The following is a 24,943-nucleotide window of genomic DNA, read 5'->3' on the forward strand; positions in this document are numbered from 1 at the left end:
CTAATAACCCGTTTGCGCTTTGTGCGCCGCAGCATTATGCTGCACACAACTTGAAACCGTGTTCGTTCAAACAGGGAAGGAAAAACAGTCATGGCATCCAATACCAAGACTTCCCACACCGTGACCCTGACCGACAATGCCACTGGCAAGTCGTTCGAGATGCCGGTGATGGAGGGTAGTGTCGGCCCGTCTGTTATCGACATTCGCAAACTTTATTCTGAAACCGGTTATTTTACCTATGACCCGGGTTTCACTTCGACCGGCTCCTGCCAGTCCGAGCTGACCTATATTGATGGCGACGTTGGTATCCTTCGTCACCGCGGTTATGCAATTGATGAACTTGCAGAAAATGCCGACTTCCTCGAAGTCTGCCATCTGCTGCTTTATGGTGAGCTGCCCAATGCCACCGATAAAGCCAAGTTCGAAAATGATATCACCATGCACACCATGGTCCACGAACAGATGCGCAATTTCTATAACGGCTTCCGCCGTGATGCGCATCCGATGGCGATCATGTGCGGCGTTGTTGGCGCATTGTCTGCGTTTTATCATGACAGCACCGACATCAACGATCCGAAGCAGCGTATGATTTCGGCCTATCGCCTGATTGCGAAAATGCCGACCATTGCGGCGATGGCATATAAATATTCCATCGGTCAGCCGTTCCGTTATCCGAACAACAAGCTCGGCTATGCGGAAAACTTCCTGCAGATGATGTTTGGCAACCCGTGTGAAGACTATGAAGTCAATCCGGTTCTGGCCAAGGCAATGGATCGTATCCTGATCCTGCATGCCGACCACGAACAGAATGCGTCGACCTCGACCGTGCGTCTGGCAGGTTCATCCGGTGCCAACCCGTTTGCCTGTATTGCGGCTGGTATCGCATCCCTCTGGGGTCCGGCACATGGTGGCGCAAACGAAGCCGTTCTGGTCATGCTCAACGAAATCGGCGATGTGAAAAACATCCCGGAATATGTTGCAAAAGCAAAAGACAAGAACGATCCGTTCCGTCTGATGGGCTTTGGTCACCGCGTTTACAAAAACTACGATCCGCGCGCCAAGGTCATGCAGGAAACCTGCCACGAAGTTCTCAAAGAACTCAATATCAGCGACCCGCTGCTTGACGTTGCCCAGGAACTGGAACGCATCGCACGTGAAGACGAGTACTTCATCGAGAAGAAACTTTATCCGAACGTCGACTTCTATTCGGGCATCATCTTCAAGGCGATGGGTATCCCGGTCAGCATGTTCACCGTGCTGTTCGCTGTTGCACGTACCGTTGGCTGGATTTCCCAGTGGAAAGAGATGATCGAAGATCCGTCTCAGAAAATCGGTCGTCCGCGTCAGCTGTTTACCGGTATTGCAGAACGTCCGTTCGTTCCGGTCGACAAGCGCTAAGCCGCAAAACGATCATACGACAAGAAAAAGGCCCGGAAATTTCCGGGCCTTTTTTTGATTATCTATCCCCTTCAGAGCTTCATCCACAGAACACGACCTCTTCTCTGTGAGCATTCAGTTTGAGATGTTTCTAAGTACTGAGACTATAAAAAGGGAACAAACGGCACCCGTTCTCTCTTGTCCAGCTTGGGTTCCAGAACCCTGATTGTATCTAGAAAATGCTGGGTTTCCTGATGTGCCTGCCAACCAGCTTCATCACGGTAAAGCTCAAAAAGGAAAAAGGTCTTGATATCTTTCGGCGACCTGTATGGCAGAAACAGTTTGACGTCCGGCTCGGCCATCGTTGGTGCGACAAGTCCTTCCAGAAGTTTCGCGACCTCCTCTTCTTCTCCGTCTTTTGCCACAAGCCATATTGCTATGACGAAACCGTCATTGTAATCCCGAAAATCGAATTGCACTTGCTTGTTTATCCTTTGCACGAGATATCTCTCCCTTGCTTGCGTTAATCTTCAATGATCTGACAGCAAAGCACTGTTGCAGACAGCAAGCGACACAACAGCCCCCATCCCAGAACACAACCTGTTGATACTGGCCCTGACAATCATTGCCCTCGACTTGGTCATGGAACGTCTGTTTCATACAGTTGCCTTCATCAAGGCAATCACACTGCCGTAAACAAGCTTGAGACCAAGTCCAATGAACAAAATCCCGAAGATTACAGAAATGATCGGCTTCAGCCGGAGGTAACCACTTCGTGCCGGGCCGGACGAAAACATCAGGGCCAGCAATACATGCCAAACAACCGCAATGGTGAAACAGCCAAGCACCAGCATGGCAATGATGCTCCAAGGTGTTTGCGGCGAAATGGCAAGCGGAGCCACAGCTAACCAGAACATGGCGGTTTTCGGATTAGTTAGCTGGATCAACATCCCCTTTTGCAGACTGGCAAATGGCTTGGACGATACGGCTTCCCCTTCCTGAGCAATGGTCATGGTTTTACTCGTCCTGGCATCCCTCAAAGACTTGAAACCCAACCAAGACAGATAGACCCCACCCAATATACCAAGGACAAAAGCTGCATTATCATAGGCCATCAGGATAGCCGTCACCCCGGTGCTGGCAAAAAACGCCCAGACAGCAGTTCCGAAGCTGATACCCAGGCCGACAAAAACACCATTAGACCGGTGCTTCACCGCGCTGGAGACAATCCCGAGGAAATTTGGACCGGGACTCATGAATGCAACGGATATGGCGGCGAAAACTGCCAGCAGCCCCGGAAGATACGTTTGAATATTTTCCATGATTATCCTTGATGGCGGTATCAACAACGGTGCGTTTGATGCTGCACTTTCGTTGACGTCTATTGATGGACGGGAATTTGTCGCCCCCCGCAAAATATGAATTATGATTTAGAAGGATGTCCCAAGCAGAAAAAGCGATATATTGTGATATCCCTATAAGCTTGGGTTATGATATGAACCATTATTCACTGAACGGGCTAAGGATGTTCAACGCTGCCGCGCGTCACTTGAGCTTTTCCGCAAGTGCTGCCGAGCTGAATGTCTCTCAGGCGGCTGTCAGTCAGCAGATCCGCAGACTGGAACATCAACTCAACGTGAAACTATTCGTGAGAGAATCCGGACGCGTAACACTAACGGCAGCAGGCAAGGAACTTGCCGACGCCACGGACGCTGCCCTGTTCCGCATCAATAAAGCCTTTTCCAAGATTACCCAGACGGATGTCAGTGGAAACCTTACGATCTCCACCCTGTCCTCCTTTGCCACCAAGTGGCTGATCCCGCGAGTTGCTCAATTTGAATCGGCGCACCCATCGATCTCGCTGAGCATTCATACCTCAGAATACAAGGTTGATTTCTCGACAAGTGGCATTGACGGAGCTATCCGGCTCGGAGCAAAGGAAGACGCGGAACTCTGCACCGAACCTCTGTTCAGAGATACCATGTGCTTGGTCGCTCTCCCCGAACGCGCCCGCAGCATTGGAACTGATATTGAAAACCTCTACAACCACCCACTTCTCGTCGATGGCACGCCTAATCTTAGTGAACAGATGATCGACCTTACCAGCCTGGCCACGAACAAGGCTATTGATGCGCTGGAGCTGGATAGGTCCAAGCTTATGATCGAGAAACATAGCAGCAGCGCAACGGTTGTCCTATCAGCCCTCGCGAACAAAGGCGTGGCGTTAACCCGGTTTTCCCTGTGCATGGATGACGTTAAAGCTGGCAAGCTAGACATCATTCTCAATTTCACGCTTTCAGCAGACATGGAATATTCGATGGTCTACCCACGCGAAAATAGCCAGTGCGAGAAATTGAAGGCGTTCCGGGTTTGGCTTCGCCGGGAACTTGCCATGAGTCCGAGCATTTGGAATATGTTCCCCTAGAGCGCGTCGCGCTCTATAATGAGGATGCCGGAATTCGCCAGGATGATCGAAGGCTGGAAATGCAGAGGATTGAATCTTTGTCAGGAATCCGAAAGGCCCGGATTCCTCCCGGGCCTTTTTAAATATCAACGTAGCTGAGTGCGATTTACCAGCTGCCGGTGTTTTCCATGCTGGCCCATGGCTCTGCCGGGGCGAGGCTTTCGCCTTTTTGCAGGAATTCGATCGAAATGCCGTCCGGGGAACGGACAAACGCCATGCGGCCGTCACGCGGCGGACGGTTGATGGTCACACCTGCGTCCATCAGACTTTGGCAAAGCGCATAGATGTCATCGACTTCATAGGCCAGATGGCCGAAATTGCGCCCACCGGAATAGCTTTCCGGATCCCAGTTATAGGTCAGTTCAAGTTCCGGGGCCTTGACGGATTTGGCGCTTTCGACGTCGGCCGGCGGTGCAAGATAGATCAGGGTGAAACGGCCCTGCTCGCTCTCGATGCGGCGGGTTTCTTTCATGCCAAGAAGGTCGCAATAGAATTTCATCGATTCATCGACATTCTCGACACGTACCATCGTGTGCAGGTAGCGCATAACACTCTCCGTTATGAATTGATCAAGGTAGGGTCCAAACTCATTCACATAATCGTCCCGGTCACCCGGACTTGTGCGGATATGCGGAGCAAAATCACCGGAAGATATATATCTTTCAAGATTTTGCGACAAAATAGCCCGGGCAAATCCGGGTGATCCGAAGGACAACCGATATGAGAGAAAGCCTCTGCGTCAAATCCCTTGACCGGGGATCACCCCGATCTGCGGGCTTTTTCTTGCTTTTTCTCTCATATCAGTTGCCGGGTCGGTCATGTGAATGAGTTTGGACCCGAAGAAACTAATTGCAATGCGGGTTTGGCGCTACCCGTAACGGGTTATTTTTTGGCGATGATTTTCAAAATCTGCTCTGCGGCCTTTTCGCTGGGCGGCCTGTCACCAAATCCCAGCAAGGTGCAGGCTTTATCAAATCCATCGATCTGTGCTGCCCGTTCAGGGCTATCAGCCATCAGGGTTTCAAGAACCGGTATGATCTTTTTGGCCTTGCATTTGTCCTGCAGGAACTCGGGGATCAGCTTTGTGCCGAGGACCAGATTAACGATGGTCACGGTATCAATCTTGATCAGGCGTTTTGCGATCCAACCTGTCACCGCATTGACCTGATAGGCAATCACATGCGGCACACCGGCAATAGCCAGTTCGAGGGATACAGTACCTGACGCTGCCAGCGCACAGTCAGCTGCCGAAAAGGCGTCATGGCGTTCCTGATCGGTTGCGACAATGATCGGATCAAGCGGCCATGATTTCATTTCATCGGTGACGGTATCGACAACCTTGCTGACAGTTGGCACCACAATGCGCGCATCGGGGAATTTTTTCGCAAGATCGTCAACGACCTTGCGAAAGACTGGCAACAGGCGTTTGACTTCGGAGTTCCGGCTTCCGGGCAGGACTGCCAAAAGCTTTTGGTTGGCATTCAGGCGATGTTGCGTGCGGAACCGCTCACAATCCCCGTCATGACGCTCTTCGACTGCTGAATGGCCGATAAAGGTGGTTGGCAGGCCTTCTTTTTCAAAATAAAGCGGCTCGAACGGCAGAAGTGCGAGAAGATGATCGAGGAAACCGGCAATCTTCTTTGCCCGGCCTTCGCGCCACGCCCAAACCGAGGGGGCGACATAGTGCACCAGCGGGATGCCCTTGCCTTTCAGCTTCTTGCCGACACGAAAGCTGAAATCCGGGGCATCGATGGTAATCACCACATCGGGTTTCTCAGATTTGGCGAAGTCTGCGGTTTGGGAAATGCGCTTGAGCAAATGCGGAATATGGGGCACGACTTCCGTCAGGCCCATCACCGACATTTCATTCATTGGAAACAGGCTTTTGAGGCCTTCACGCTCCATGCGGGGGCCGCCGACACCGATAAAGCGAATATGGTCCTGCTTGGCCTTCAGCGCCGCCATCAAACGCCCGCCGAGTTGATCACCGGAGGCCTCGCCCGCAACGAGCATGATTTTTGGACCAATGGGGGTATTTTCATCCGCCATTGACATTGTCCCCGTCTGGCAGGGTCAAACCAACGACAAACAGCCCAAGCGCATCCGCACGGGCAATGACAGCGGCCCGGTCAATGATCATGGTGCCACCGGCAAGCAAGGCAACACCCCGCAAACCGGCCTTGTGGGCCTCTTCGATTGTTTTCATGCCAATGGCCGGCAGATCAAGGCGTTTGTCCTGCTGTGGCTTGGCGGATTTGACCAGCACGCCACCAATGCCATCACGACGGTAAGATCCCGAACGGCGCACCATTTCGTCTGTGCCTTCGATGGCCTCAAGGGCCAATACCAATCCTTGCTGAACAACGCACCCCTGCCCGACATCGGCCTGACCCAATGTGCGGGCTACGGAAAGGCCGTGGCGGGCATCAGACATGGCCTGTTCATCCGGGGAAACAGCGCCCAGGACGCCTTCCTCAACTGCGAGATCACCCAGAATTTCATGCGCACCAAGCAGGCGGAATCCCTCGCGCTCTAGCTCCTTGCCAACCAGGCGCAGCAAACCGTCATCGCCAAGCGCCTTGGTGCCGACCTTCATCAGCATTTTGGCGGCCCGCCAGTCAGGACGGATTGAAGACAGGCTGGGGCGCGCGACTTTGCCTGCCAGAACAACGTCCTGACAGTTTTCCTTGCGCATGGCATCAAGAATTTTGGCGGCCGCGCCCAGACGTGCCGTTACGTTGGGATATTGGTCAAGCACAGGGTCATCGACATAGCCGTCAAGCTTGACGATGCAAACTTCGCGACCCGCCATAACAGCAGCGGCGGCCAGACGGGCGGGAAGCGCCCCGCCCCCGGCAATAATCCCCAATTTCGGCTGCGGATTATCCTGCGGAGCTGTCATATTTTGGCGTGCATACGGAACGCATGCTTTCCGCTTTGAGGAAATTGATGATTTCCATTACTGGACCGACACCTTCAAAATCCTTGGCGACCTCTTCGACACGTTCGGCCAGGGTGCCTTCCTGTGCGAAGAGCAGGCGATAGGCCTTGCGCAGCGAATGGATGGTTTCACGGTCAAATCCGCGGCGTTTCAGGCCAACGATATTCAGCCCCGAAAGATAGGCACGGTTGCCAATCACGGAACCGTAGGGAATGACGTCACTTTCTACACCGGTCATGCCGCCAATCATGGCGTGCTTGCCGATGCGGACAAACTGATGAACAGCGGAAAGTCCACCAACAATCGCGAAATCCTCAACCAATACATGGCCCGCAAGCGTTCCGTTATTGACGAGAATACAGTGGTTGCCGACATGACAGTCATGGCCGACATGGGCGCCTGTCATCAGCAGGCAATCATCACCGATGGTGGTTTCCATACCACCACCTTCTGTACCCGGGTTAAGGGTCGCGCCTTCGCGGATTTTGGTACGTTTACCAATGATCAAGCGGCTTTGTTCGCCCTTGAATTTCAGGTCCTGCGGCGCATGACCGACAGAGGCAAACGGGAACACTTCGCACTGATCGCCAAGGGTGGTGAGACCCGCGATCGCCACGTGGCTATGGAGTTTGACACCATCACCCAAGACAACATTCGGACCGACCACGCTATAGGGCCCGATTTCGACATCCTGACCAATCTGCGCGCCATCTTCGACAACGGCGGTTGGATGCACTTTTGACATTATCAGCTATCCCGGATCATCGCGGCGATGGTTGCTTGGGCCACGACCTGACCATCGACCTTGACCTGGCTTTCGAATTTCCAGACCGGGCCGCGGCTTTGTTTTTTGGTCACATGGATATGCATGACGTCACCCGGGGTTACCGGCTTGCGGAAACGGGCGTCATCGATGCTCATGAAATAGACCAGCTTGCCTTCCGCGTCCGCGCCAAGGGTCTGGACGACCAGAATGGCTGCGGTCTGCGCCATGCTTTCGATGATCAGAACGCCTGGCATGATTGGCTGCTGCGGGAAATGGCCGGTAAATTGCGGCTCGTTCATCGTCACGTTCTTGATACCGGTGGCACGGACATCGGTTTCGATGTCGATGACCTTGTCGATCAGAAGGAACGGATAGCGATGCGGAATCATTTCCAGAATGCGCTGGATATCGACACTTACCAGTTCGGTCATGTGTGTAGCCCTTATTTCTTTTTTCGTATCAGACGCGACAAGGCGACCGTCTGTTTATGATATTCCATGACCGGAACGGCGGGACTTCCGCCCACGGTTTCCCCCGGCCCGATATTTTTCATGACACCTGACTGGGCTGCGACTTTGGCGCCATCGCCGATTTCAAGGTGTCCTGTAATGCCTGCCTGACCGGCAAGCACGACAAAGTTGCCAATCCTGGTCGAGCCAGAGATCCCGACTTGCGAGACCACAACACAGCCCATACCAAGTTCAACGTTATGGCCGATTTGCACCAGATTGTCGATACGACAACCATTGCCAATAACGGTATCTGGCCCTGCCCCGCGATCAATCGTGCTGTTTGATCCGACTTCGACGTCATTGCCGATGACAACGCGGCCCAACTGCGGGACCTTGGCGTGCCCTTGCGGGCCCATGGCAAAGCCAAAGCCGTCCTGTCCGATGCGGGCACCGGGATAGATCAGGCATAGATTGCCAATCAGGCTGTGGCTAATGGAGGCATTCGCACCCACCTTGCAGCCCGCACCGATGACCACCCCGTCACCAATGACAGCATTGGATGCAATGATGGTGCCATCGCCGATTTCGCAATTGGCACCGATGACCGCACCGGCATCGACCTGCACACCCTTGCCAAGCTTGGCCGACGAATCAATGACGGCATTATCGGAAATGATGCCATTGCCGGTTTCGAACGGATAGAACGCGGTCGCGGCCTTGGCGTAGGCACGGTATGGATCCTTGGTCGTAAACAAGACCATGCCTTGCGGTGCTCGCTCGACAAATTCGGGGCGTACGAAGCAGGCACCGGCCTCGCTGTTGACAAACGCATCAAGATATTTGCGATTGTCAAAGAAGCTCAGGATATCGCCATCTGCGTTTTGCAACGGTGACACATCCTGAAAAACCCGTGTTTCGTCGGGCGCATTGACCGGTGTTGTTTCCGTCAATGCGGCGATTTCAGCAACACTGAAGGGTCCCTTGCGGCTAAAAAAACGGGCGTCCGCCATCAGGAGCCTTCCTTGAATTCAACCTTGATGGTCGGAACCTCAGCATTTGCGCGATCGAAAACTTCCTTGGTCGCGTCCATGGAGGTTGCGAACAGAACCGCCTGACCACGATGCAGAACAAGGTTGGCACCACGTTCTTCGGCAATGCTTCCGATGATTTCATTCAGGGCTTGCGAGAATTTGGACTGAGCCTCTGCCAGCGCTTGATCGAGAACACGACTGCGGGCTTGAGCAAATTTCTGGAAATCTGCAACTTTTTGCTGGAATTCCTTCTGCTTGCCCTGGAATACGTCTGCGGCGAGCAGCGTGCGTTGCTGAGCGAGTTGTTTTTCTTCCTCACGCAGGCCCTGTTCGCGGGTTTCGATTTCCTTCTGGAAGGCGACCTGACGTTCACGGATTTGCTTACGCGCATCCTGCATGGCAGATGCCTCACGCATGATGCCGGAAACGTCGACAATCATTACAGAGGCAATGTGGTCCGGGTTAGGTTCTTGTGCATGCGCCACAGAGGTATATGCACTGCCCCCGATCAGAGCGCAGAGAACCAGAAGGTTGCGGAGAGATTTGATCATTTTCATTAGAATCTCGTTCCGAAGTTAAGTCGGAACAACTCCTCTTTGTCGTGATCTTCTTTTGTGACGGGCTGAGCAATATCAACCCCAATCGGACCGAACGGCGATTCCCAACCAATACCAATACCAACAGAGCTTCTTAGAGAACCGGTATCATATATTTCACCAGGACGGGCACCATCGACATCCTGGCCAGAGCCGAAATCACTAAACACGCGACCGGTTAAAGCAAACTCAGACGGCAGCCCGAGCGGGAAGTCCAACTGAACGGTTCCAGTGTAGTACAATTTAGAGCCCAGAGAATCGCCAGTGGCAATGTCACGCGGACCTACACCAGCAGCTTCGAAGCCACGCAGGTTTGAACCACCGACGGAAAACCGCTGGGAAATCCGGGTATCATCGTCGAACCCAAAGATATAGCCGGTAGACCCGCGCGTCGAGAGAATCCATTCGTGTTCACGGTCCAGCGGATAGTAATAGCCACCCTCAACACGGGTACGCAAATATTGCTCATCCCCGCCAAGACCGGCCAGATCATTTGACAGGCGGGCAAAATACCCTTCGGTCGGGGAAATAGTGCTGTCACGCTCATCATAGGTCAGTGTGTGACCAACTGCAGACTCAACGAACTCAGTTTCTTCAGCCAACAGAAGGCGTGATGCATCATCCTCGTCAATATCCGAGTAGCTGTTTTGCTCAAGGGTATAGCGGAAAGAATGGGACAGCTCTTCACTATAACGGAAACCGGCACGCAAACGCCCACCGGCCTGTTCTTCATCGTAGGAACTTTCGTCCTGGTTATCTTCTTCGCGGCGGTAGATATCAAACCCTGCCGCAACTTCGCGATCCAGGAAATATGGCTCGGTGAAGGACAGGTCAATCTGTTGATCGGACGAACCGATTGTAAAGTTCAGGCGCAAATCCTGCCCTTTACCAAGCAGGTTACGCTCACGAATGCCAAGCTGACCAAACGCGCCGTCATCCGTTCCGTAGCCTGCACCGATGGAGAATTCACCGGTGGATTTTTCTTCGACATCGACTTCAATGACGGTCTGATCCGGTGACGCGCCCGGAAGGGTTTTCACGTCAACCGATTTAAAGAAGTTGAGGTTTTCGATGCGCTGCTTGGAGCGCTGCATCCTGGAACTGCTGAAAGCATCGCCTTCGACCAAACGAAATTCGCGACGGATCACCTCATCCAAGGTGCGGACGTTGCCAACAACGTTGATACGTTCGACATAGACCTTTGGTCCTTCGGCGATATTGAAGGTGATGTCAATGGTACCGGCTTCGCGATTGCGCTGAACATTCGGGCGGATATCGATAAAGGCATAGCCCTGATCCCCGACACTGTCGGTCAAAGCATTAACCGCGTCGTCTACCAAGTCTGCATTATACCAGTCGCCACTTTCAATCTCGGTCAACGGCATCAGGGTTTCCGGATCGATCTTGTCGATCTGTGAGACGACATTGATCTCGCCAAACTGATAGCGCTGCCCCTCGTTCACCGTATAGGTGACAAAGAAGTCAGAGCGATCAGGTGTCAGTTCGGCAACCGAGGAGAGAACCTGAAAATCCGCATAGCCAGCAGAAAGGTAGAACCGGCGCAAAAGTTCGCGATCAAAGGTTACGCGGTCGGGATCGTAGTTATCGTCGGCCGTCAGGATTTTCCACCACGCACTTTCGGTTGTGCGGATGACGTCAGACAGTTCACTGTCGTCAAAGGCCTTGTTGCCGACAAAGTTGATCTTGCGGATCCCGGTGGCTTCACCTTCATCAATCTCGAACGCCAGATCGACACGGTTCTGGTCAAGCTGGATCACCTTGGGCTCAACTGTTGCGGCGAAACGTCCACTACGACGGTAGAGTTCGAGGATACGCTGAACGTCGGCCTGAACCTTGGTTCGGGTGTAAACAACCCTCGGGCGCAACTGCAATTCGGCACTCAGGGTATCGTCTTTAAGGCGCTGGTTACCTTCAAAGGCGATCCGGTTGATGATCGGGTTTTCAACGACATTTACCCGCAAAATTCCCTGATTGAAGGAGAAAGATACGTCGGCAAACAGGCCAGTGGAGAAAAGCGCCTTAAGTGAACTGTTGATTTTCTGAATGTCGTAGGAATCGCCCGGAGCAACGGTGAGGTAAGCATTCACCGTAGCCGTTTCGATACGATTATTGCCTTCGACTTCAATGTCGCGAATCAGACCCGATTGGGCATGCACGGCCACAGGAACAATCAATGGCGCCGTTCCGCCAAGCAGTGCCGTAATGACAACGGCCGCTTTTACCTTACGCAGCAAGTTAACCCCCCTGTTGCTGTCATGCATTAGCCAGCAAGTCCTTTGAGGAAACTAAAGACACCCAATTGCGTCAAATCGTTCCACGTTGCGAAAATTATTAAGCTGAATACCAAACCCGCGCCGATACGGAAACCATATTCTTGTGCTTTTGCCCCCAATGGCTTACCGCGAATTGCCTCAATCGCGTAGAACACAAGATGACCGCCATCCAGGACCGGAACAGGCATCAGGTTGATCAACCCAAGGCTGATGGAAAGATAGCCCATAAAGAACAGTAGCGGCGCGATGCCCCCTTCGGCCACCTGCCCTGACATCTGCGCGATCCGGATCGGCCCGCCCAGTTCAGAACTATCGCGATCACCACTGATCATTTCGCCCAATGCCGAAAAGGTCTGCGTCGTAAGTGAATAGGTCGTCTCAAACGCGCGACCGACCGATTCAACAACACCGGTGCGGCTCATTTCAAAATCACCGGCCGTGATACCAAGACGTCCGACGGTCGCGGTCATACCGCCCTCGTCGACTTCGACAGCTTCGGGCGTTACGGCAAGATCAACGATTTCGCTGTCGCGTTGGACCGTGACAGCAATCGATTGCCCCGGATTTGCACGCACAATGTCAGAAAGCTCAGAAAACCATTCAACCGACTGACCGTTGATCGCCGTGATCCGGTCATCAGCCATCAGGCCAGCAACAGATGCCGGGCTGTTTTCAAGGACCTCGCCAACAACCGGCAAGGCACGTTGTTGTCCGACAGCAGCAAACAGGAAGGTAAAGACGATGATGGCAAAGATGAAGTTGGCCAAAGGTCCGGCAAAAACGATTGCTGCGCGTGCGGCAACCCCTTTGTGATGGAAGGCGTGTTTTGCTTCCTCGGCATCAAGGTCATCGCGACCACCGGCACTGGCAGGGTTCATATCGCCAAACATTTTGACGTACCCACCAAGCGGGATCAGACTGACTTTCCAGCGCGTGCCTTTTTTATCCTGCCAACCGAAAAGTTCGGGGCCAAACCCGATTGAAAAGGCTTCGACCTTCACGCCGTTTTTGATTGCCACCCAGTAGTGACCATATTCGTGAACGAACACGAGTACCGAGAGCACAAAAAGAAAAGCAAGTAAGGTTTCCATCAAGAATTCCCTAAGCCGGTGAAACCGGCAGTTTCAATCTAAGAAGCCGACACAAGGCACGCCGAGGTTTCCCGGCGCACCATTGCATCTGTTTCAAATACCTGTTCAAGGCTGGTCAGCGGTTCGCTTCCAAGCCTTGTCATGACCTTTTCGACAGTCGCGGCGATATCAAGGAAGCCGATTCTGTCATTCAGGAACGCTTCGACGGCGACTTCGTTGGCAGCGTTCAGAACAGTAGGCAGCGTGCCACCTTCCTGCAAGGCCTGTCGTGCCAGACGAAGAGCCGGGAAACGATTTGTATCCGGCGCCTCGAAGTTCAAACGCCCGATCGTGGCAAAATCAAGACGCGGTGCGTCCACTTTGATCCGATCCGGCCATGAAAGCGCATAAGCAATTGGCGTACGCATATCCGGAGATCCCAGCTGTGCGAGCACAGAACCATCAGGATATTCCACCATGCTGTGAACAACTGATTGAGGATGAACAACAATCTCAATTTGTTCCTCGGCCACTGGGAACAGGTGCCAAGCCTCTATCAGCTCCAACCCTTTGTTCATCATGGTCGCAGAATCGATCGAAATCTTTGCGCCCATTTCCCAATTCGGGTGTGCCAAAGCCTGTACCCGGGTGACAGATTGCATGTCCTTTAACGACCATTCCCGGAACGGACCACCCGACGCGGTTAAGAGGATACGGTCGATGCGTGTTTCTTCGCGATCCTCGAGAACCTGGAAAATCGCGCTATGTTCGGAATCAACCGGGATCAGCGTCGCACCATGCCTTGAAATTTCCGCCGTCATCAGGGCGCCGGCACAGACCAGCGTTTCCTTATTGGCAAGTCCGATGCGCGCACCGCGGCGAATGGCCGCCAGCGTCGGTTTCAGGCCAGCTGCCCCAACAATTGCGGCAATCACGATGTCAGAGGGGCGTTCGGCAGCCTCGATCAGTGCGTCTTCGCCAGCCGCACTTTCAATGCCCTTCCCCGCCAAAGCATCGCGCAGGTCAGCAAAACAGGAAGGATCGCCGATCACGGCACATTTGGCGCCAAGTTCGATGGCGGCCTTGGCCAATGCATCGACATTGCGATGCGCCGTTACAGCTTCGACAACATATTTGTCAGTGTGGGACTTCAAAACATCAACGGTGCTGGCTCCGATGGAACCGGTTACACCAAAGACACTGACGGATTTCTTCAAAGTCATCAAACACCTGTAAAGACAGCAGCCTGAGGATCGGCCGCCTTAACGCAGAGAAAGCCCTGCGAAACAGATAATAGCAAAGGCCACAGGAAACACCGACAACATCCCGTCAGCACGATCAAGCAATCCGCCATGGCCCGGGATCAGGTGACTGCTGTCCTTGACCTTGAAACGACGTTTGAGCGCGGATTCACCAAGATCACCGATTTGGGCAACGATCGCCAAAACCATACTGACAGCGACAATCGCCCAATTGATCGCATCGGCACTGAAATAGGTTACCAATCCACCGATCAAACCGGCACAGACCATGCCACCGATCAACCCCGCCCATGTTTTCTTTGGGCTGAAGCGTGGTGCGAGTTTTGGCCCGCCGATGGTCTTGCCAAAGGCATAACCGCCTGTGTCGGTCGCCCAGACAAGGAAGAACAGCCACATAATGATCAGAAGACCGTCGCCATCCTGGGTACGCAGCCAAAGCGCTGACAGTGCAGCAACCGAGATGTACAAAACGCCAACGCCGGCAAGCAACCAGTTTGGACCAGAACGAGCCGCAGCAATAATCACACCGATGGCAATCGGCATGACAATGTATTCTTCCTGACCAGCGACATACATTATCATCGCAACCGCAAGCGCAACGGCGGTAACAACCGATATTCCGTTATGGTGGTTCGGGGCGCACATGCGCGACCATTCCCACATCATTCCCGCAGAAAACACAAACAGTAATATGTCAAAATAGGGAGATCCGAACCAGACCGCAGCAATAGCCACTGGCGCCATAACCATCGCGGAAAGAACACGTGGCAACAGGCCGGAATTGGTATCTTTGCGATCTTGTGTCTCAGATGACGGCACCAAAACGCCGCTCCCGCCCGGCAAAATTATCGATAGCTTTTTCAAGGTGGCTGCGATCAAAGTCCGGCCAAAGCACATCTTCAAAGACGAATTCAGTATAGGCCGACTGCCAGAGCAAGAAGTTGCTGATCCGCTGTTCGCCGCTGGTTCTGATCAGAAGATCCGGGTCCGGAATACCGGCTGTCGACAAGTTTTGTTCGATCAGGTCTTCGGTAATCTCGTCTGCAGACAGCTCGCCTGCGGCAACCTTGGCGGCAATATCGCGTACGGCCTGGGTGATTTCGGCACGTGCGCCATAGCTCAGCGCAATGGTCAGGTTCAGGCGCGTATTGTCGCGTGTTTGATCTTCGGCCTTGGCCAGAAGTGCGCGGATATCATCAGCAAAACGCGAACGATCACCGATAATGCGAATTTTGATACCATTTTTGTGCAAAGTGGATAATTCGCGTTTCACGAACAAGCGCAGCAGCCCCATCAGATCGCTGACTTCGCTTTCCGGACGCTTCCAGTTCTCGGTCGAGAAGCCATAAAGCGTCAGATACTCGATCCCAAGTTCGCCTGCGGCTTCGATGGTGCGACGGACGGCATCAACACCGGCGCGATGCCCCATCGTCCGCGGTCGGCCACGCCCACGCGCCCAGCGCCCGTTGCCATCCATGATGATGGCAACATGACGCGGCACACAAAGCGCATCTGAAGGTTGAGTTTGCGAAGAAAGCACAGCCATAATCAGACTTGCATGATTTCCTGTTCTTTGTGGGCGAGTGCTTCGTCGATCTCGCCGATGACCTTGTCGGTCAGCTTCTGGACTTCTTTTTCTTCGTCGTGCATCTCGTCCTTGGAGATGTCACCTTCCTTTTCCCATTTTTTCAGCTGATCCATGCCATCGCGACGGACGTTACGAACCGAAATCTTGGCCTGCTCGGCATATTTGCCGGCAACTTTTGACAGTTCGGCACGACGTTCTTCGTTCAGGGCCGGAATCGGAACGCGAACAAGCGTGCCATCAGCCGCCGGGTTCAGGCCAAGGCCCGAATCACGGATGGCTTTTTCGACGGCCTTGACCATCGACTTATCCCAAACCTGAACGGAAAGCATACGGGATTCTGGAACACTGACCGATGCCACCTGATTAAGCGGGGTCGGAACGCCATAGGCTTCAACCATGACCGGTTCCAGAAGGCTCACACTGGCACGCCCGGTACGCAGACCGGTGAACTCCTTGTGCAATACTTCCACAGCCCCTTCCATACGGCGGGACAGGTCCTTTTTTAGGCCAGCAACGTCAGACACGTTCAGTCTCCATTCGAAATAATCGTAAACGTCCCCTTCGCAGAAACAACGTCTGCGAAGGCACCCGGATTATGCAAAGAAAATACAATAACCGGAATATCATTTTCGCGTGCCAAAGAAATAGCCGATGCGTCCATAACACGCAAATCTTTGGACAGAACTTCCATATAGGTCAGAGAGTCATAGCGTTCTGCCGTCGGGTCGGTTTTCGGATCCGCAGTGTAGACACCGTCAACCTGAGTACCTTTAAGCAACGCATCACAGCCCATTTCAACCGCACGCAAGGCAGCAGCAGTATCGGTGGTGAAGAACGGGTTACCAGTGCCCGCAGCAAAGATCACGACACGGCCCTTTTCCATGTGACGGACCGCGCGGCGGCGCACATAGGGTTCGCAGACAGAAGACATCGGGATGGCGGATTGTACGCGGGTCTGAACGCCGTGGCGTTCCAACGCGTTCTGAACAGCAAGAGCGTTCATGATGGTGGCCAGCATGCCCATATAGTCGGCGGTTGCGCGTTCCATGCCCTGGGAGGCACCTTTGACACCGCGGAAGATGTTCCCGCCGCCGATCACCATACAGACTTCAGCACCCATGTCATGAACGGCTTTGATTTCGCTGGCAATCCGGTCAACAGTTTCTGGATCGATACCGTATTGCTGTTTACCCAAAAGCCCCTCGCCCGAGAGCTTCAAAAGGACGCGACGAAACTTCAATGGGCCGTTTTCTGCCATGTCGGATTGCCTCTTAAATGCCGATGTAACGCATTGCCCAAACGCGGGAAATGCAGAATTCAGATATAAAAAGACCGGCGAGTAACAGGGCGGATATGCGCTGCCGACCTCGCCGGTCCGGATCATACACGAAATGGTGGCAAACGCACCATTCCGAACAGATGTTTTATTTGTTCAGCTGCTCAGCAACTTCGGCAGCAAAGTCTTTTTCTTCGCGCTCGATGCCTTCACCGAGTTCGAAGCGAACAAAGCCCTTAAGGGTGATCGGCTTGCCAGCTTCTTTGGCAGCATTCTCAATCACGGTTTTGACTTTGTTTTCACCGTCAATCACGAAGGTCTGTTCAACCAGAACAACCTGCTCGTAATATTTACGGATACGACCTTCGATCATCTTTTCGATGATTTCTGCCGGACGGCCGGATTCTTTGGCCTGTTCGGTCAGAACAGCTTTTTCACGCTCTACCAGTTCCGGATCAAGATCATCGACGGTTGCCGATGCCGGGTTGGTTGCAGCAATGTGCATCGCGATCTGTTTGCCAAGGCCTTCGAGAACACCAGCGTCTGCTTCGGATTCAAGCGCAACCAGAACACCGATCTTACCCAGATCAGTGGCAACAGCGGAGTGAACGTAGGAAGCAACAACACCTTTGTCGACAGCCAGACCAGCCGAGCGACGCAGCGACATGTTTTCGCCGATGGTGGCGATCATGTGGGTGACCTGCTCTTCGACGTTACGCGAGGTACCCGGGTAAGCAGCAGCTTTGAGGGCATCGATATCGCCGTTAGCAGCAACCGCCTGATTTGCAATTTCGCCAACAAATTTCTGGAAGTCTTCGTTACGCGAAACGAAGTCGGTCTCGGAGTTCAGCTCGACAACTGCACCTTTGGTGCCGTCAACTGCAACAGCAACCAGACCTTCGGCAGCAACACGGCCAGCTTTCTTGGCAGCAGCAGCAAGACCTTTGGTGCGCAGCCAGTCAACAGCTGCTTCAAGGTTACCATCGGTTTCGGACAGCGCTTTTTTGCAATCCATCATGCCAGCGCCGGTGGTTTCGCGAAGCTCTTTAACGAGAGCAGCGGTAATAGCCATTTTTAAAGCCCCTAAGTACGCGATCAGGTTAACACCTAACAAAACGGCGGCATGCTAGCCGCCGTTTCATCAGGTACAAAATGAAACTTATGCGGAAGCTTCTTCTGCAGCTTCGGAAGCAGCAGCTGCCTCGGCCGGAACTTCTTCCGCCTCGCCAAGGTCTGCGCCAGAAGCAGTCATTTCTTCCTGGATGCCGTCCAGAACGGAACCAACGAACAGATCGCAATACAGCTGGATTGCGCGGATCGCGTCGTCGTTGCCCGGAACCGGGAACTGAACGTTTGCCGGATCAGAGTTGGAGTCGAGGATCGCAACAACCGGGATGTTCAGGTTTTTGGCATCCTGAATAGCAAGCGATTCTTTGTTGGTGTCGACCACGACGATAATGTCCGGAAGACCACCCATGTCCTTAATACCGCCAAGAGCGCGCTCAAGCTTGTCGCGCGAACGGGTCAGGTTCAGGATTTCTTTTTTGGTCAGACCTTCTGCACCAGCGTTCAGGATCTCGTCCTGTTCTTTGAGGCGCTTGATCGAGTTGGAAACGGTGTTCCAGTTGGTCAGCATGCCGCCGAGCCAGCGATGGTTCACATAGTACTGGCCGCAACGCTTTGCAGCGTCTGCGATGATAGGGGAAGCCTGACGCTTGGTACCGACGAAGAGAACACGACCACCCGAAGCGGTTACGTCACGAACAGCCTGCATCGCGCGATGCAGCATCGGAACGGTTTCCTGCAGGTTCAGGATGTGAATGTCGTTGCGGGCACCAAAGATGTACGGTTTCATCTTCGGGTTCCAACGGCGGGTGTGGTGACCAAAGTGGACACCAGCTTCCATGAGCTGGCGCATGGTAAAGGTTGGCAAAGCCATGATAATTCCTACCTTTTTCCGGTTAATACCTCCGCGGAAGGGAATTCCATACACCATGTATGAAACACCGGATGGACGAGTTGCCATATGACGGCAGTCGCCGCTCTTCCGCGTGCGATGTTCGGGCGGGTTTTAATCCCCTCAGCGAGAGATTGCAACCCCTAAAATGCGCACAAATGTGCGGTTCTCAACAGTTCCGACAGACGATGCACGCCAACCAGATGAAATCATCAGATTTCTTCGGCAAATTCCACACCTGGAATCGCGCCTATTGCACCGATCAAGGATGGCCCGACCTTGTAGTTTTCTTCAAGCTCGATCTCGGCCATGCGCCCGTCATCACAGACCGTTGACAGACTGACAAGACCACGCCCCCGACCCGCCTGTTCAAGCAACTGGCGAATTTCCGCGACGGGATCAGGACGGTTCAGGCGAATGCGAATGCCTTCGGCTGCACCGGCAACCGCCTGTTCGAGGTCTTCGACGCGCTGGCCCTGAATGCGCAATTGGCCTTCACGCATTTCAGCAGAAACGTTGAGCAAAACCGGGCGTCCGGCATTGATGATTTCCTTATAAGCCGCCCATGCCTCGGCCCAGAAGGCGACTTCGAAACTGCCGGTCGGGTCCGAGAACATTACAAAGGCAAATTTCGAGCCGTTCTTTTTCGAGATCATTTCGCGTGCGTTGATCAGGGTACCGGCCAAGCGGATGGTGCCCTTGTTTGATGCCCGCATGCGGGCCGGCAGTTCCTTGATCGGGGCGATGCCGATGCGCTGGATGCTTTTGCCAAATGTATCAAGCGGATGGGCCGACAGATAGAAACCAATGGCCGAGAATTCCTCGGTCAGTTTTTCCATCGGCACCCAGTCGCGTTCATCAGGCAGGCGGATCTGATCCTTGCCAAAGCCGCTGCTGTCGCCAAACATCGAAATCTGATCATCATTACGCGCATGCATTTCGCGCTGCGCAACGGCGATGACCTTATCGACATTTTCAAACATGACCTTGCGGTTGGACGCCAGACAGTCCAGCGCCCCGGCGCGAACAAGGTTTTCAAGCAGGCGTTTATTGACCGCGCGGCTGTCGATGCGCGATGCGAAATCGGTGATGTCTTTGAATGGTCCGTTGGCTTCGCGTTCGGCAACCAGGCTTTCCATTGCGGCATCGCCGACATTTCGAACCGCGGCCAGCGCGTAGCGGATCTTGCGCACGCCATCGTGGTTTTCAACCGAAAACGCGACTTGGGAATTGTTGACACATGGCGGCAGGATTTCGATTTCAAGCCGTTCGACTTCCTGTTTGAAAATCGCCAGCTTTTCGGTGTTGTGCATATCAAGCGTCATCAACGCAGCCATAAATTCGACCGGGTAGTTCGCCTTGAGATATGCCGTCTGATAGGCCACCAGCGCATAGGCCGCCGCGTGGGATTTGTTAAAGCCGTAGGATGCGAATTTGGCGACCTGATCAAAGATGTCAGACGCTTGTCCGCGATCAACGCCGTTCTTTTCCGCGCCATCGACAAACAGCGAACGCTGTTTTTCCATTTCCTCCGCGATTTTCTTACCCATTGCACGGCGCAACAAGTCAGCACCACCGAGCGAGTAGCCCGCCATGATCTGGGCAAGTTCCATGACTTGCTCCTGATAGATCATGATGCCATAGGTTTCTTCGAGGATCGGCTGCAACATCGGGTGCATGTAGTCAGGTTCTTCCTGACCGTGCTTACGCGCGATGTAATGCGGAATGTTATCCATCGGACCCGGACGATACAGCGCCACGACAGCGATAATATCTTCGAGCGTATCGGGCTTTAGCCCGCGCAAGACATCCTGCATGCCCTGGGATTCAAGCTGGAACACACCGACGGTTTCGGCTGCTGACAGAAGCTTGAAGGCCGGGCGATCATCAAGGGGAATTGCACTGATATCAAAGTCTTGCGGGACGTCTTTGCGAAGACGCATCAAATTGACGGCCTCGATAATCACCGTCAGGGTCTTAAGACCAAGGAAGTCGAACTTCACCAGGCCGGCATTTTCAACATACTTCATGTTGAACTGGGTGACCGGCATATCTGAGCGCGGATCGCGATAGATCGGGACCAGTTCATCAAGGTCACGGTCACCGATCACGACACCTGCGGCGTGGGTCGAAGAGTTCCGGTAAAGGCCTTCGATCTGCATGGCAATCGACAGCAGACGATCAATATCCGGGTCCTCGCGCGCGATGCGGCGAAGGTCCGGTTCCATATCAATGGCTTCTTTCAGCGGGATCGGCTTGGCCGGATCGCCCGGGATCATTTTACAGATCTTGTCGACATAGCCATAGGGGATCGACAAAACGCGGCCGACGTCACGCACAGCGGCCTTTGCCTGCAATTTACCAAAGGTAATGATCTGAGCAACGCGGTCATGGCCGTATTTTTTCTGAACGTATTCGATCACCTCGCCACGCCGGTCCTGACAAAAGTCGACGTCAAAGTCAGGCATCGACACACGTTCCGGATTCAAGAAACGTTCGAACAGCAACGAAAACCGCAGCGGATCAAGGTCGGTAATCAAAAGCGCATAAGCCACGAGTGAGCCCGCACCCGAACCACGGCCCGGCCCGACCGGGATTTCATGATCCTTGGCCCACTGGATGAAGTCGGCAACGATCAGGAAGTAACCCGGGAAGCCCATTTGATTGATGATGCCAAGTTCGTAATCAAGGCGTTCCCAGTAAGGCTTGGCGATTTCTTCTTTTTCCGCATCCGACATTTCATCGGTGAAGACGTATTTTTCGAGACGGCCTTTCAGGCCTTCTTCGGACATGTGGCGGAGTTCGTCGACCTCGGTGCGGCCTTCGCCGCAATCAAAGGGCGGCAAGATCGGATCGATCTTTTCAACGTGCCAAGAACAGCGTTGGGCGATCAAAATCGTATTGTCGCAGGCCTCGGGAATATCGGCGAACAGATCGCGCATTTCAGCTGCCGACTTGAAGCGGTGATCGGGGGTCAGTTTCCAACGATCTTCCTGACCAACAACCGCCCCCTGCCCGACGCAAATAAACACGTCATGGGCTTCGTACATATCGACCGTCGGGAAGTAGCAGTTATTGGTCGCGACAAGCGGCACATCATGATCATAGGCCAGCTTGATCAGGCCGGGTTCGACCTGTTCTTCAAGCGGTTCGCCATGGCGCTGTAGTTCGATGTAAAGGCGGTCACCAAAGATGTCCTTGAGCTCGGACAAGCAGCTTTCGGCCTTTTCGAGCTGTTCTTCACCCAGCAAACGCGCCAGCGGCCCGGTCGGGCCACCGGTCAGGCAGATGATGTGGTCCGCATATTTGCGGATGTGTTCGTAAAGGGCCTTTGGCTCGCTTCCGGCCTCAGACGTCATGTGTGCGCGCGAAACGATTTTCAGCAGGTTGAAATAGCCTTCCTTGTTCTGGGCAATCAGAACAAGGCGGTCTGGCATCGGTTCGCGGACGATTTTTCCAACAGCGGGTTTATCGCCATAACGTTCCACGCCCATCTGCACGCCAAGGATCGGCTGAATGCCGGCACCGCTCAACGCGCCAGCAAAATCAAGCGCGCCGAACATGTTGTCGGTGTCGGTTATAGCAACGGCGGGTTGGCCGTCAGCAGCACAGAGTTTGGCAAGCTCCTTGGTCGTGATCGCACCTTCGGCCAGCGAATAGTTGGTGTGTACACGAAGATGGACGAAACCATTTTCCATCGGAGCCAGACCTCTGAAATGTAAGAAAAATTCAGGATTGCCGCGCCCTTCACAGGCGCGGCAAAACCAGCTTAAAGAATTTTGATCGCTTAGGGAAGATCAGCGGGATCGAGTTCGATCAAATGACCGTCGCGCAGCGTCACCACCCGATCCATCTGGCGTGCAAGTTCCGGGTTATGGGTCGCAATCAGCGACGCCAGACCGGTTTCACGCACCAGTGTCATCAGCATGCCAAACACCGTTTCGGCGGTTTGCGGATCAAGGTTGCCGGTGGGTTCATCGGCAAACAGCACATCAGGCACATTGGCCAGCGCACGGGCAATCGCCACGCGTTGCTGTTCACCGCCCGACAGACGCGCCGGACGATGATCAGCACGTTTTTCAAGGCCAAGACAGCGCAGCAATTCCAGCCCGCGTTCTTCGGCCTCGGCCCGTTTAAGGCCCTTGATCATTTGCGGCATGACGACGTTTTCAAGGGCTGAAAATTCCGGCAGCAAATGATGGTACTGATAGACAAAGCCGATGTGGCTGCGGCGCATTTCGGTACGTGCAAGATCAGACAAATCCGTGCTGCGCTTGCCACCGATGGACACCAGCCCCCCATCGGGCTTTTCAAGCAGGCCAGCGATCTGAAGCAGGGTTGATTTACCCGCACCTGACGGCCCGACAAGAGCAACGATTTCGCCCTGATGGATTTCGAGATCGACGGCCTTCAGAATTTCGAGCTGATCGGGGCCCTGATTGAAAATGCGATCAATCTTTTCAAGGCGCAGTACGACTTTGCGCGCGCGCTGTTCGGCGGTTGTTTTCAACAGATCACTCATAACGCAGGGCCTCCACCGGATCGAGGCGCGATGCCCGCCATGCCGGATAGACCGTGGCAAGGAAGGACAATGTCAGCGACATGATGCATACCATAACGACCTCGCCGACATCCATGTCGGCGGGAAGCTGCGACAGGAAGTAAATCTCGGCATTGAAAAGGTCAGTCCCGGTCAGGCTTTGGATAAACTGACGGATATTCTCGATGTTCAGGCAGAACAGAACCCCAATGACCAAGCCCGAAATCGTGCCCAGCACACCGATGGATGCACCAGCCAGGAAGAACACCTTCATGATAGATTGTCGGGTCGCGCCCATGGTGCGCAGGATGGCGATATCACGCCCCTTGTCCTTTACCAGCATGACCATGCCCGAAATGATATTAAAGGCCGCAACAAGGATGATCAGGGTCAGGATCAGGAACATCACATTGCGTTCAACCTGAAGCGCGTTAAAGAACCCGGCATTGGATTGTTGCCAATTGACCAGACGCAAGGATTGCCCGGATAAGCTTGTCAGCAATTCTTCCATGGTTTCATCAAGTGCGCCGATATCTTCAAGCATCACTTCAAAATGGGTGATTTTTTCCGGCAAGCGGAAATAGACCTGTGCGGCCTCAAGCGGCATGAAGATAAAGCCGCTGTCATATTCATACATGCCAATGTCAAACAAGCCCGCCACGGTGTAGCCGCGCACACGCGGCACGGAACCAAATGCAGTGACATTGCCCTTTGGCGAGATCAGGTTGACCGTATCGCCAACGCCCACGCCAAGCTTCATGGCCAAACGCGCGCCCATGATTACGGTGTCTTCACCCTTGAAGTCATCAAGAGAGCCGAAAACGATATTATCGGCAATAGTTTCGCGTTTCTTGACATCTTCGGGGCGCATGCCGCGCACGATGGCACCGGACGCACGGCCATTTTTCGATGCCATCACCTGCCCTTCGACCACGGGTACGGTCAGAACCACATTGCCATTTTTGGCAATCTCGTCTTCGATCTTGGCGTAATCGCCAAGGCCGCCATTACCCTGTGCATAGACCGAGATATGGCCGTTCAGCCCTAGAATTCGGCCAAGCAGTTCCGCCCTGAAACCATTCATCACCGACATAACAATGATGAGTGTCGCAACACCCAACATGATGCCGAGTAGCGAAAAGATGGCGATGACGGAAACAAAGCCTTCCTGCCGACGTGGACGCAGGTAGCGAAAGGCCACCATACGTTCGAACGGACTGAACATGGGCAATCGATCCTTGTGGAAGCGGGTCAGGAAAAAGGTATGAACAAAGAACTTAGCGTTCAAACCGAAAATGGCAACGGGGCAGCACATGCTGCCCCGTCCGA

The 24,943-nt window shown here is 53.7% G+C and carries 23 protein-coding genes; 2 read left to right on the forward strand and 21 right to left on the reverse strand.

Annotated elements, in window-relative coordinates:
• Positions 1-90: 90 nt before the first annotated feature.
• Entirely contained in the window at positions 91-1,398 is a 1,308-nt protein-coding gene (locus DY252_RS13140) for a citrate synthase (protein ID WP_064789114.1), read from the forward strand.
• A 143-nt stretch (positions 1,399-1,541) separates the two neighbouring features.
• Here DY252_RS13140 and DY252_RS13145 read toward each other — a convergent pair whose 3' ends face one another.
• Both DY252_RS13145 and DY252_RS13150 read right to left on the reverse strand, forming a co-directional pair.
• On the reverse strand, positions 1,542-1,856 hold the full coding sequence (locus tag DY252_RS13145) for a putative quinol monooxygenase (protein WP_165374907.1): 315 nt from the start codon (positions 1,854-1,856) through the stop codon (positions 1,542-1,544).
• A gap of 177 nt (positions 1,857-2,033) precedes the next feature.
• Positions 2,034-2,699, reverse strand: coding sequence for a LysE family translocator (locus tag DY252_RS13150; RefSeq protein ID WP_064789112.1), 666 nt, complete (start codon positions 2,697-2,699; stop codon positions 2,034-2,036).
• A 116-nt stretch (positions 2,700-2,815) separates the two neighbouring features.
• Between DY252_RS13150 and DY252_RS13155 the strand changes: the two genes are divergently transcribed.
• Complete coding sequence (locus DY252_RS13155; RefSeq protein ID WP_064789111.1) at positions 2,816-3,802, forward strand: LysR substrate-binding domain-containing protein; 987 nt, start codon at positions 2,816-2,818, stop codon at positions 3,800-3,802.
• 145 nt (positions 3,803-3,947) lie between these two features.
• Here the strand turns inward: DY252_RS13155 and DY252_RS13160 are convergent, their stop codons facing one another.
• The 19 genes from DY252_RS13160 to DY252_RS13250 form a co-directional block, all read right to left on the reverse strand.
• Entirely contained in the window at positions 3,948-4,388 is a 441-nt protein-coding gene (locus DY252_RS13160) for a VOC family protein (protein WP_064789110.1), read from the reverse strand.
• 335 nt (positions 4,389-4,723) lie between these two features.
• On the reverse strand, positions 4,724-5,890 hold the full coding sequence (lpxB, locus tag DY252_RS13165; protein WP_064789109.1) for a lipid-A-disaccharide synthase: 1,167 nt from the start codon (positions 5,888-5,890) through the stop codon (positions 4,724-4,726).
• The gene (locus DY252_RS13170) at positions 5,880-6,743 is read right to left on the reverse strand and encodes an LpxI family protein (RefSeq protein ID WP_064789108.1); all 864 of its coding nucleotides are present in this window, start codon (positions 6,741-6,743) and stop codon (positions 5,880-5,882) included. Before DY252_RS13170 ends, lpxB begins: the two co-directional genes overlap by 11 nt.
• A complete protein-coding gene (gene lpxA / locus DY252_RS13175; RefSeq protein ID WP_064789107.1) occupies positions 6,724-7,527 on the reverse strand; it encodes an acyl-ACP--UDP-N-acetylglucosamine O-acyltransferase in 804 nt (267 codons plus the stop codon). Before lpxA ends, DY252_RS13170 begins: the two co-directional genes overlap by 20 nt.
• A gap of 2 nt (positions 7,528-7,529) precedes the next feature.
• Positions 7,530-7,979: a 3-hydroxyacyl-ACP dehydratase FabZ gene (gene fabZ, locus DY252_RS13180; protein WP_064789106.1), complete on the reverse strand. Its 450-nt coding sequence runs from the start codon at positions 7,977-7,979 to the stop codon at positions 7,530-7,532.
• 11 nt (positions 7,980-7,990) lie between these two features.
• Positions 7,991-9,010: a UDP-3-O-(3-hydroxymyristoyl)glucosamine N-acyltransferase gene (lpxD, locus tag DY252_RS13185; RefSeq protein ID WP_064789105.1), complete on the reverse strand. Its 1,020-nt coding sequence runs from the start codon at positions 9,008-9,010 to the stop codon at positions 7,991-7,993.
• Entirely contained in the window at positions 9,010-9,588 is a 579-nt protein-coding gene (locus tag DY252_RS13190; protein ID WP_064789104.1) for an OmpH/Skp family outer membrane protein, read from the reverse strand. Before DY252_RS13190 ends, lpxD begins: the two co-directional genes overlap by 1 nt.
• The gene (gene bamA, locus DY252_RS13195; protein ID WP_318532868.1) at positions 9,588-11,882 is read right to left on the reverse strand and encodes an outer membrane protein assembly factor BamA; all 2,295 of its coding nucleotides are present in this window, start codon (positions 11,880-11,882) and stop codon (positions 9,588-9,590) included. Before bamA ends, DY252_RS13190 begins: the two co-directional genes overlap by 1 nt.
• A 26-nt stretch (positions 11,883-11,908) precedes the next feature.
• A complete protein-coding gene (rseP, locus tag DY252_RS13200; RefSeq protein WP_064789102.1) occupies positions 11,909-13,012 on the reverse strand; it encodes an RIP metalloprotease RseP in 1,104 nt (367 codons plus the stop codon).
• A 38-nt stretch (positions 13,013-13,050) separates the two neighbouring features.
• Entirely contained in the window at positions 13,051-14,214 is a 1,164-nt protein-coding gene (locus tag DY252_RS13205; RefSeq protein ID WP_064789101.1) for a 1-deoxy-D-xylulose-5-phosphate reductoisomerase, read from the reverse strand.
• A gap of 39 nt (positions 14,215-14,253) precedes the next feature.
• Positions 14,254-15,150: a phosphatidate cytidylyltransferase gene (locus DY252_RS13210; RefSeq protein WP_269451524.1), complete on the reverse strand. Its 897-nt coding sequence runs from the start codon at positions 15,148-15,150 to the stop codon at positions 14,254-14,256.
• Positions 15,059-15,799 (reverse strand): isoprenyl transferase, encoded by a 741-nt coding sequence (locus DY252_RS13215; protein WP_064789099.1) that lies wholly within the window; start codon positions 15,797-15,799, stop codon positions 15,059-15,061. The genes DY252_RS13210 and DY252_RS13215 overlap by 92 nt, the downstream gene beginning before the upstream one ends.
• Positions 15,800-15,801: 2 nt before the next feature.
• Positions 15,802-16,365 carry a ribosome recycling factor gene (frr, locus tag DY252_RS13220; protein ID WP_064789098.1) on the reverse strand — a complete coding sequence of 188 codons (564 nt, stop codon included), beginning with the start codon at positions 16,363-16,365 and terminating at the stop codon, positions 15,802-15,804.
• Between the two features lie 2 nt (positions 16,366-16,367).
• On the reverse strand, positions 16,368-17,099 hold the full coding sequence (gene pyrH / locus DY252_RS13225; protein WP_040824079.1) for a UMP kinase: 732 nt from the start codon (positions 17,097-17,099) through the stop codon (positions 16,368-16,370).
• A gap of 166 nt (positions 17,100-17,265) precedes the next feature.
• The gene (tsf, locus tag DY252_RS13230; protein ID WP_008891205.1) at positions 17,266-18,189 is read right to left on the reverse strand and encodes a translation elongation factor Ts; all 924 of its coding nucleotides are present in this window, start codon (positions 18,187-18,189) and stop codon (positions 17,266-17,268) included.
• 87 nt (positions 18,190-18,276) lie between these two features.
• Positions 18,277-19,056, reverse strand: coding sequence for a 30S ribosomal protein S2 (gene rpsB / locus DY252_RS13235; protein WP_008891206.1), 780 nt, complete (start codon positions 19,054-19,056; stop codon positions 18,277-18,279).
• Between the two features lie 230 nt (positions 19,057-19,286).
• Positions 19,287-22,772 carry a DNA polymerase III subunit alpha gene (gene dnaE, locus DY252_RS13240; RefSeq protein ID WP_064789097.1) on the reverse strand — a complete coding sequence of 1,162 codons (3,486 nt, stop codon included), beginning with the start codon at positions 22,770-22,772 and terminating at the stop codon, positions 19,287-19,289.
• Positions 22,773-22,861: 89 nt separating this feature from the next.
• Positions 22,862-23,596: an ABC transporter ATP-binding protein gene (locus tag DY252_RS13245; RefSeq protein WP_064789096.1), complete on the reverse strand. Its 735-nt coding sequence runs from the start codon at positions 23,594-23,596 to the stop codon at positions 22,862-22,864.
• Positions 23,589-24,839 (reverse strand): lipoprotein-releasing ABC transporter permease subunit, encoded by a 1,251-nt coding sequence (locus tag DY252_RS13250; RefSeq protein WP_064789095.1) that lies wholly within the window; start codon positions 24,837-24,839, stop codon positions 23,589-23,591. Before DY252_RS13250 ends, DY252_RS13245 begins: the two co-directional genes overlap by 8 nt.
• Positions 24,840-24,943 lie beyond the last annotated feature (104 nt).

Origin of the sequence: Thalassospira indica (genome assembly GCF_003403095.1) — a bacterium.
Classification (GTDB): Bacteria; Pseudomonadota; Alphaproteobacteria; order Rhodospirillales; family Thalassospiraceae; genus Thalassospira; species Thalassospira indica.

Coding starts and splice junctions, on each gene's coding strand:
- DY252_RS13140 (WP_064789114.1), top strand. CDS start 91: ATGGCATCCAATACCAAGACTTCCCACACCGTGACCCTGACCGACAAT.
- DY252_RS13150 (WP_064789112.1), bottom strand. CDS start 2,699: ATGGAAAATATTCAAACGTATCTTCCGGGGCTGCTGGCAGTTTTCGCC.
- DY252_RS13155 (WP_064789111.1), top strand. CDS start 2,816: ATGTCCCAAGCAGAAAAAGCGATATATTGTGATATCCCTATAAGCTTG.
- DY252_RS13160 (WP_064789110.1), bottom strand. CDS start 4,388: ATGCGCTACCTGCACACGATGGTACGTGTCGAGAATGTCGATGAATCG.
- lpxB (WP_064789109.1), bottom strand. CDS start 5,890: ATGGCGGATGAAAATACCCCCATTGGTCCAAAAATCATGCTCGTTGCG.
- DY252_RS13170 (WP_064789108.1), bottom strand. CDS start 6,743: ATGACAGCTCCGCAGGATAATCCGCAGCCGAAATTGGGGATTATTGCC.
- lpxA (WP_064789107.1), bottom strand. CDS start 7,527: ATGTCAAAAGTGCATCCAACCGCCGTTGTCGAAGATGGCGCGCAGATT.
- fabZ (WP_064789106.1), bottom strand. CDS start 7,979: ATGACCGAACTGGTAAGTGTCGATATCCAGCGCATTCTGGAAATGATT.
- lpxD (WP_064789105.1), bottom strand. CDS start 9,010: ATGGCGGACGCCCGTTTTTTTAGCCGCAAGGGACCCTTCAGTGTTGCT.
- DY252_RS13190 (WP_064789104.1), bottom strand. CDS start 9,588: ATGAAAATGATCAAATCTCTCCGCAACCTTCTGGTTCTCTGCGCTCTG.
- rseP (WP_064789102.1), bottom strand. CDS start 13,012: ATGGAAACCTTACTTGCTTTTCTTTTTGTGCTCTCGGTACTCGTGTTC.
- DY252_RS13205 (WP_064789101.1), bottom strand. CDS start 14,214: ATGACTTTGAAGAAATCCGTCAGTGTCTTTGGTGTAACCGGTTCCATC.
- DY252_RS13210 (WP_269451524.1), bottom strand. CDS start 15,150: ATGTGCTTTGGCCGGACTTTGATCGCAGCCACCTTGAAAAAGCTATCG.
- DY252_RS13215 (WP_064789099.1), bottom strand. CDS start 15,799: ATGGCTGTGCTTTCTTCGCAAACTCAACCTTCAGATGCGCTTTGTGTG.
- pyrH (WP_040824079.1), bottom strand. CDS start 17,099: ATGGCAGAAAACGGCCCATTGAAGTTTCGTCGCGTCCTTTTGAAGCTC.
- tsf (WP_008891205.1), bottom strand. CDS start 18,189: ATGGCTATTACCGCTGCTCTCGTTAAAGAGCTTCGCGAAACCACCGGC.
- rpsB (WP_008891206.1), bottom strand. CDS start 19,056: ATGGCTTTGCCAACCTTTACCATGCGCCAGCTCATGGAAGCTGGTGTC.
- dnaE (WP_064789097.1), bottom strand. CDS start 22,772: ATGGAAAATGGTTTCGTCCATCTTCGTGTACACACCAACTATTCGCTG.
- DY252_RS13245 (WP_064789096.1), bottom strand. CDS start 23,596: ATGAGTGATCTGTTGAAAACAACCGCCGAACAGCGCGCGCGCAAAGTC.
- DY252_RS13250 (WP_064789095.1), bottom strand. CDS start 24,839: ATGTTCAGTCCGTTCGAACGTATGGTGGCCTTTCGCTACCTGCGTCCA.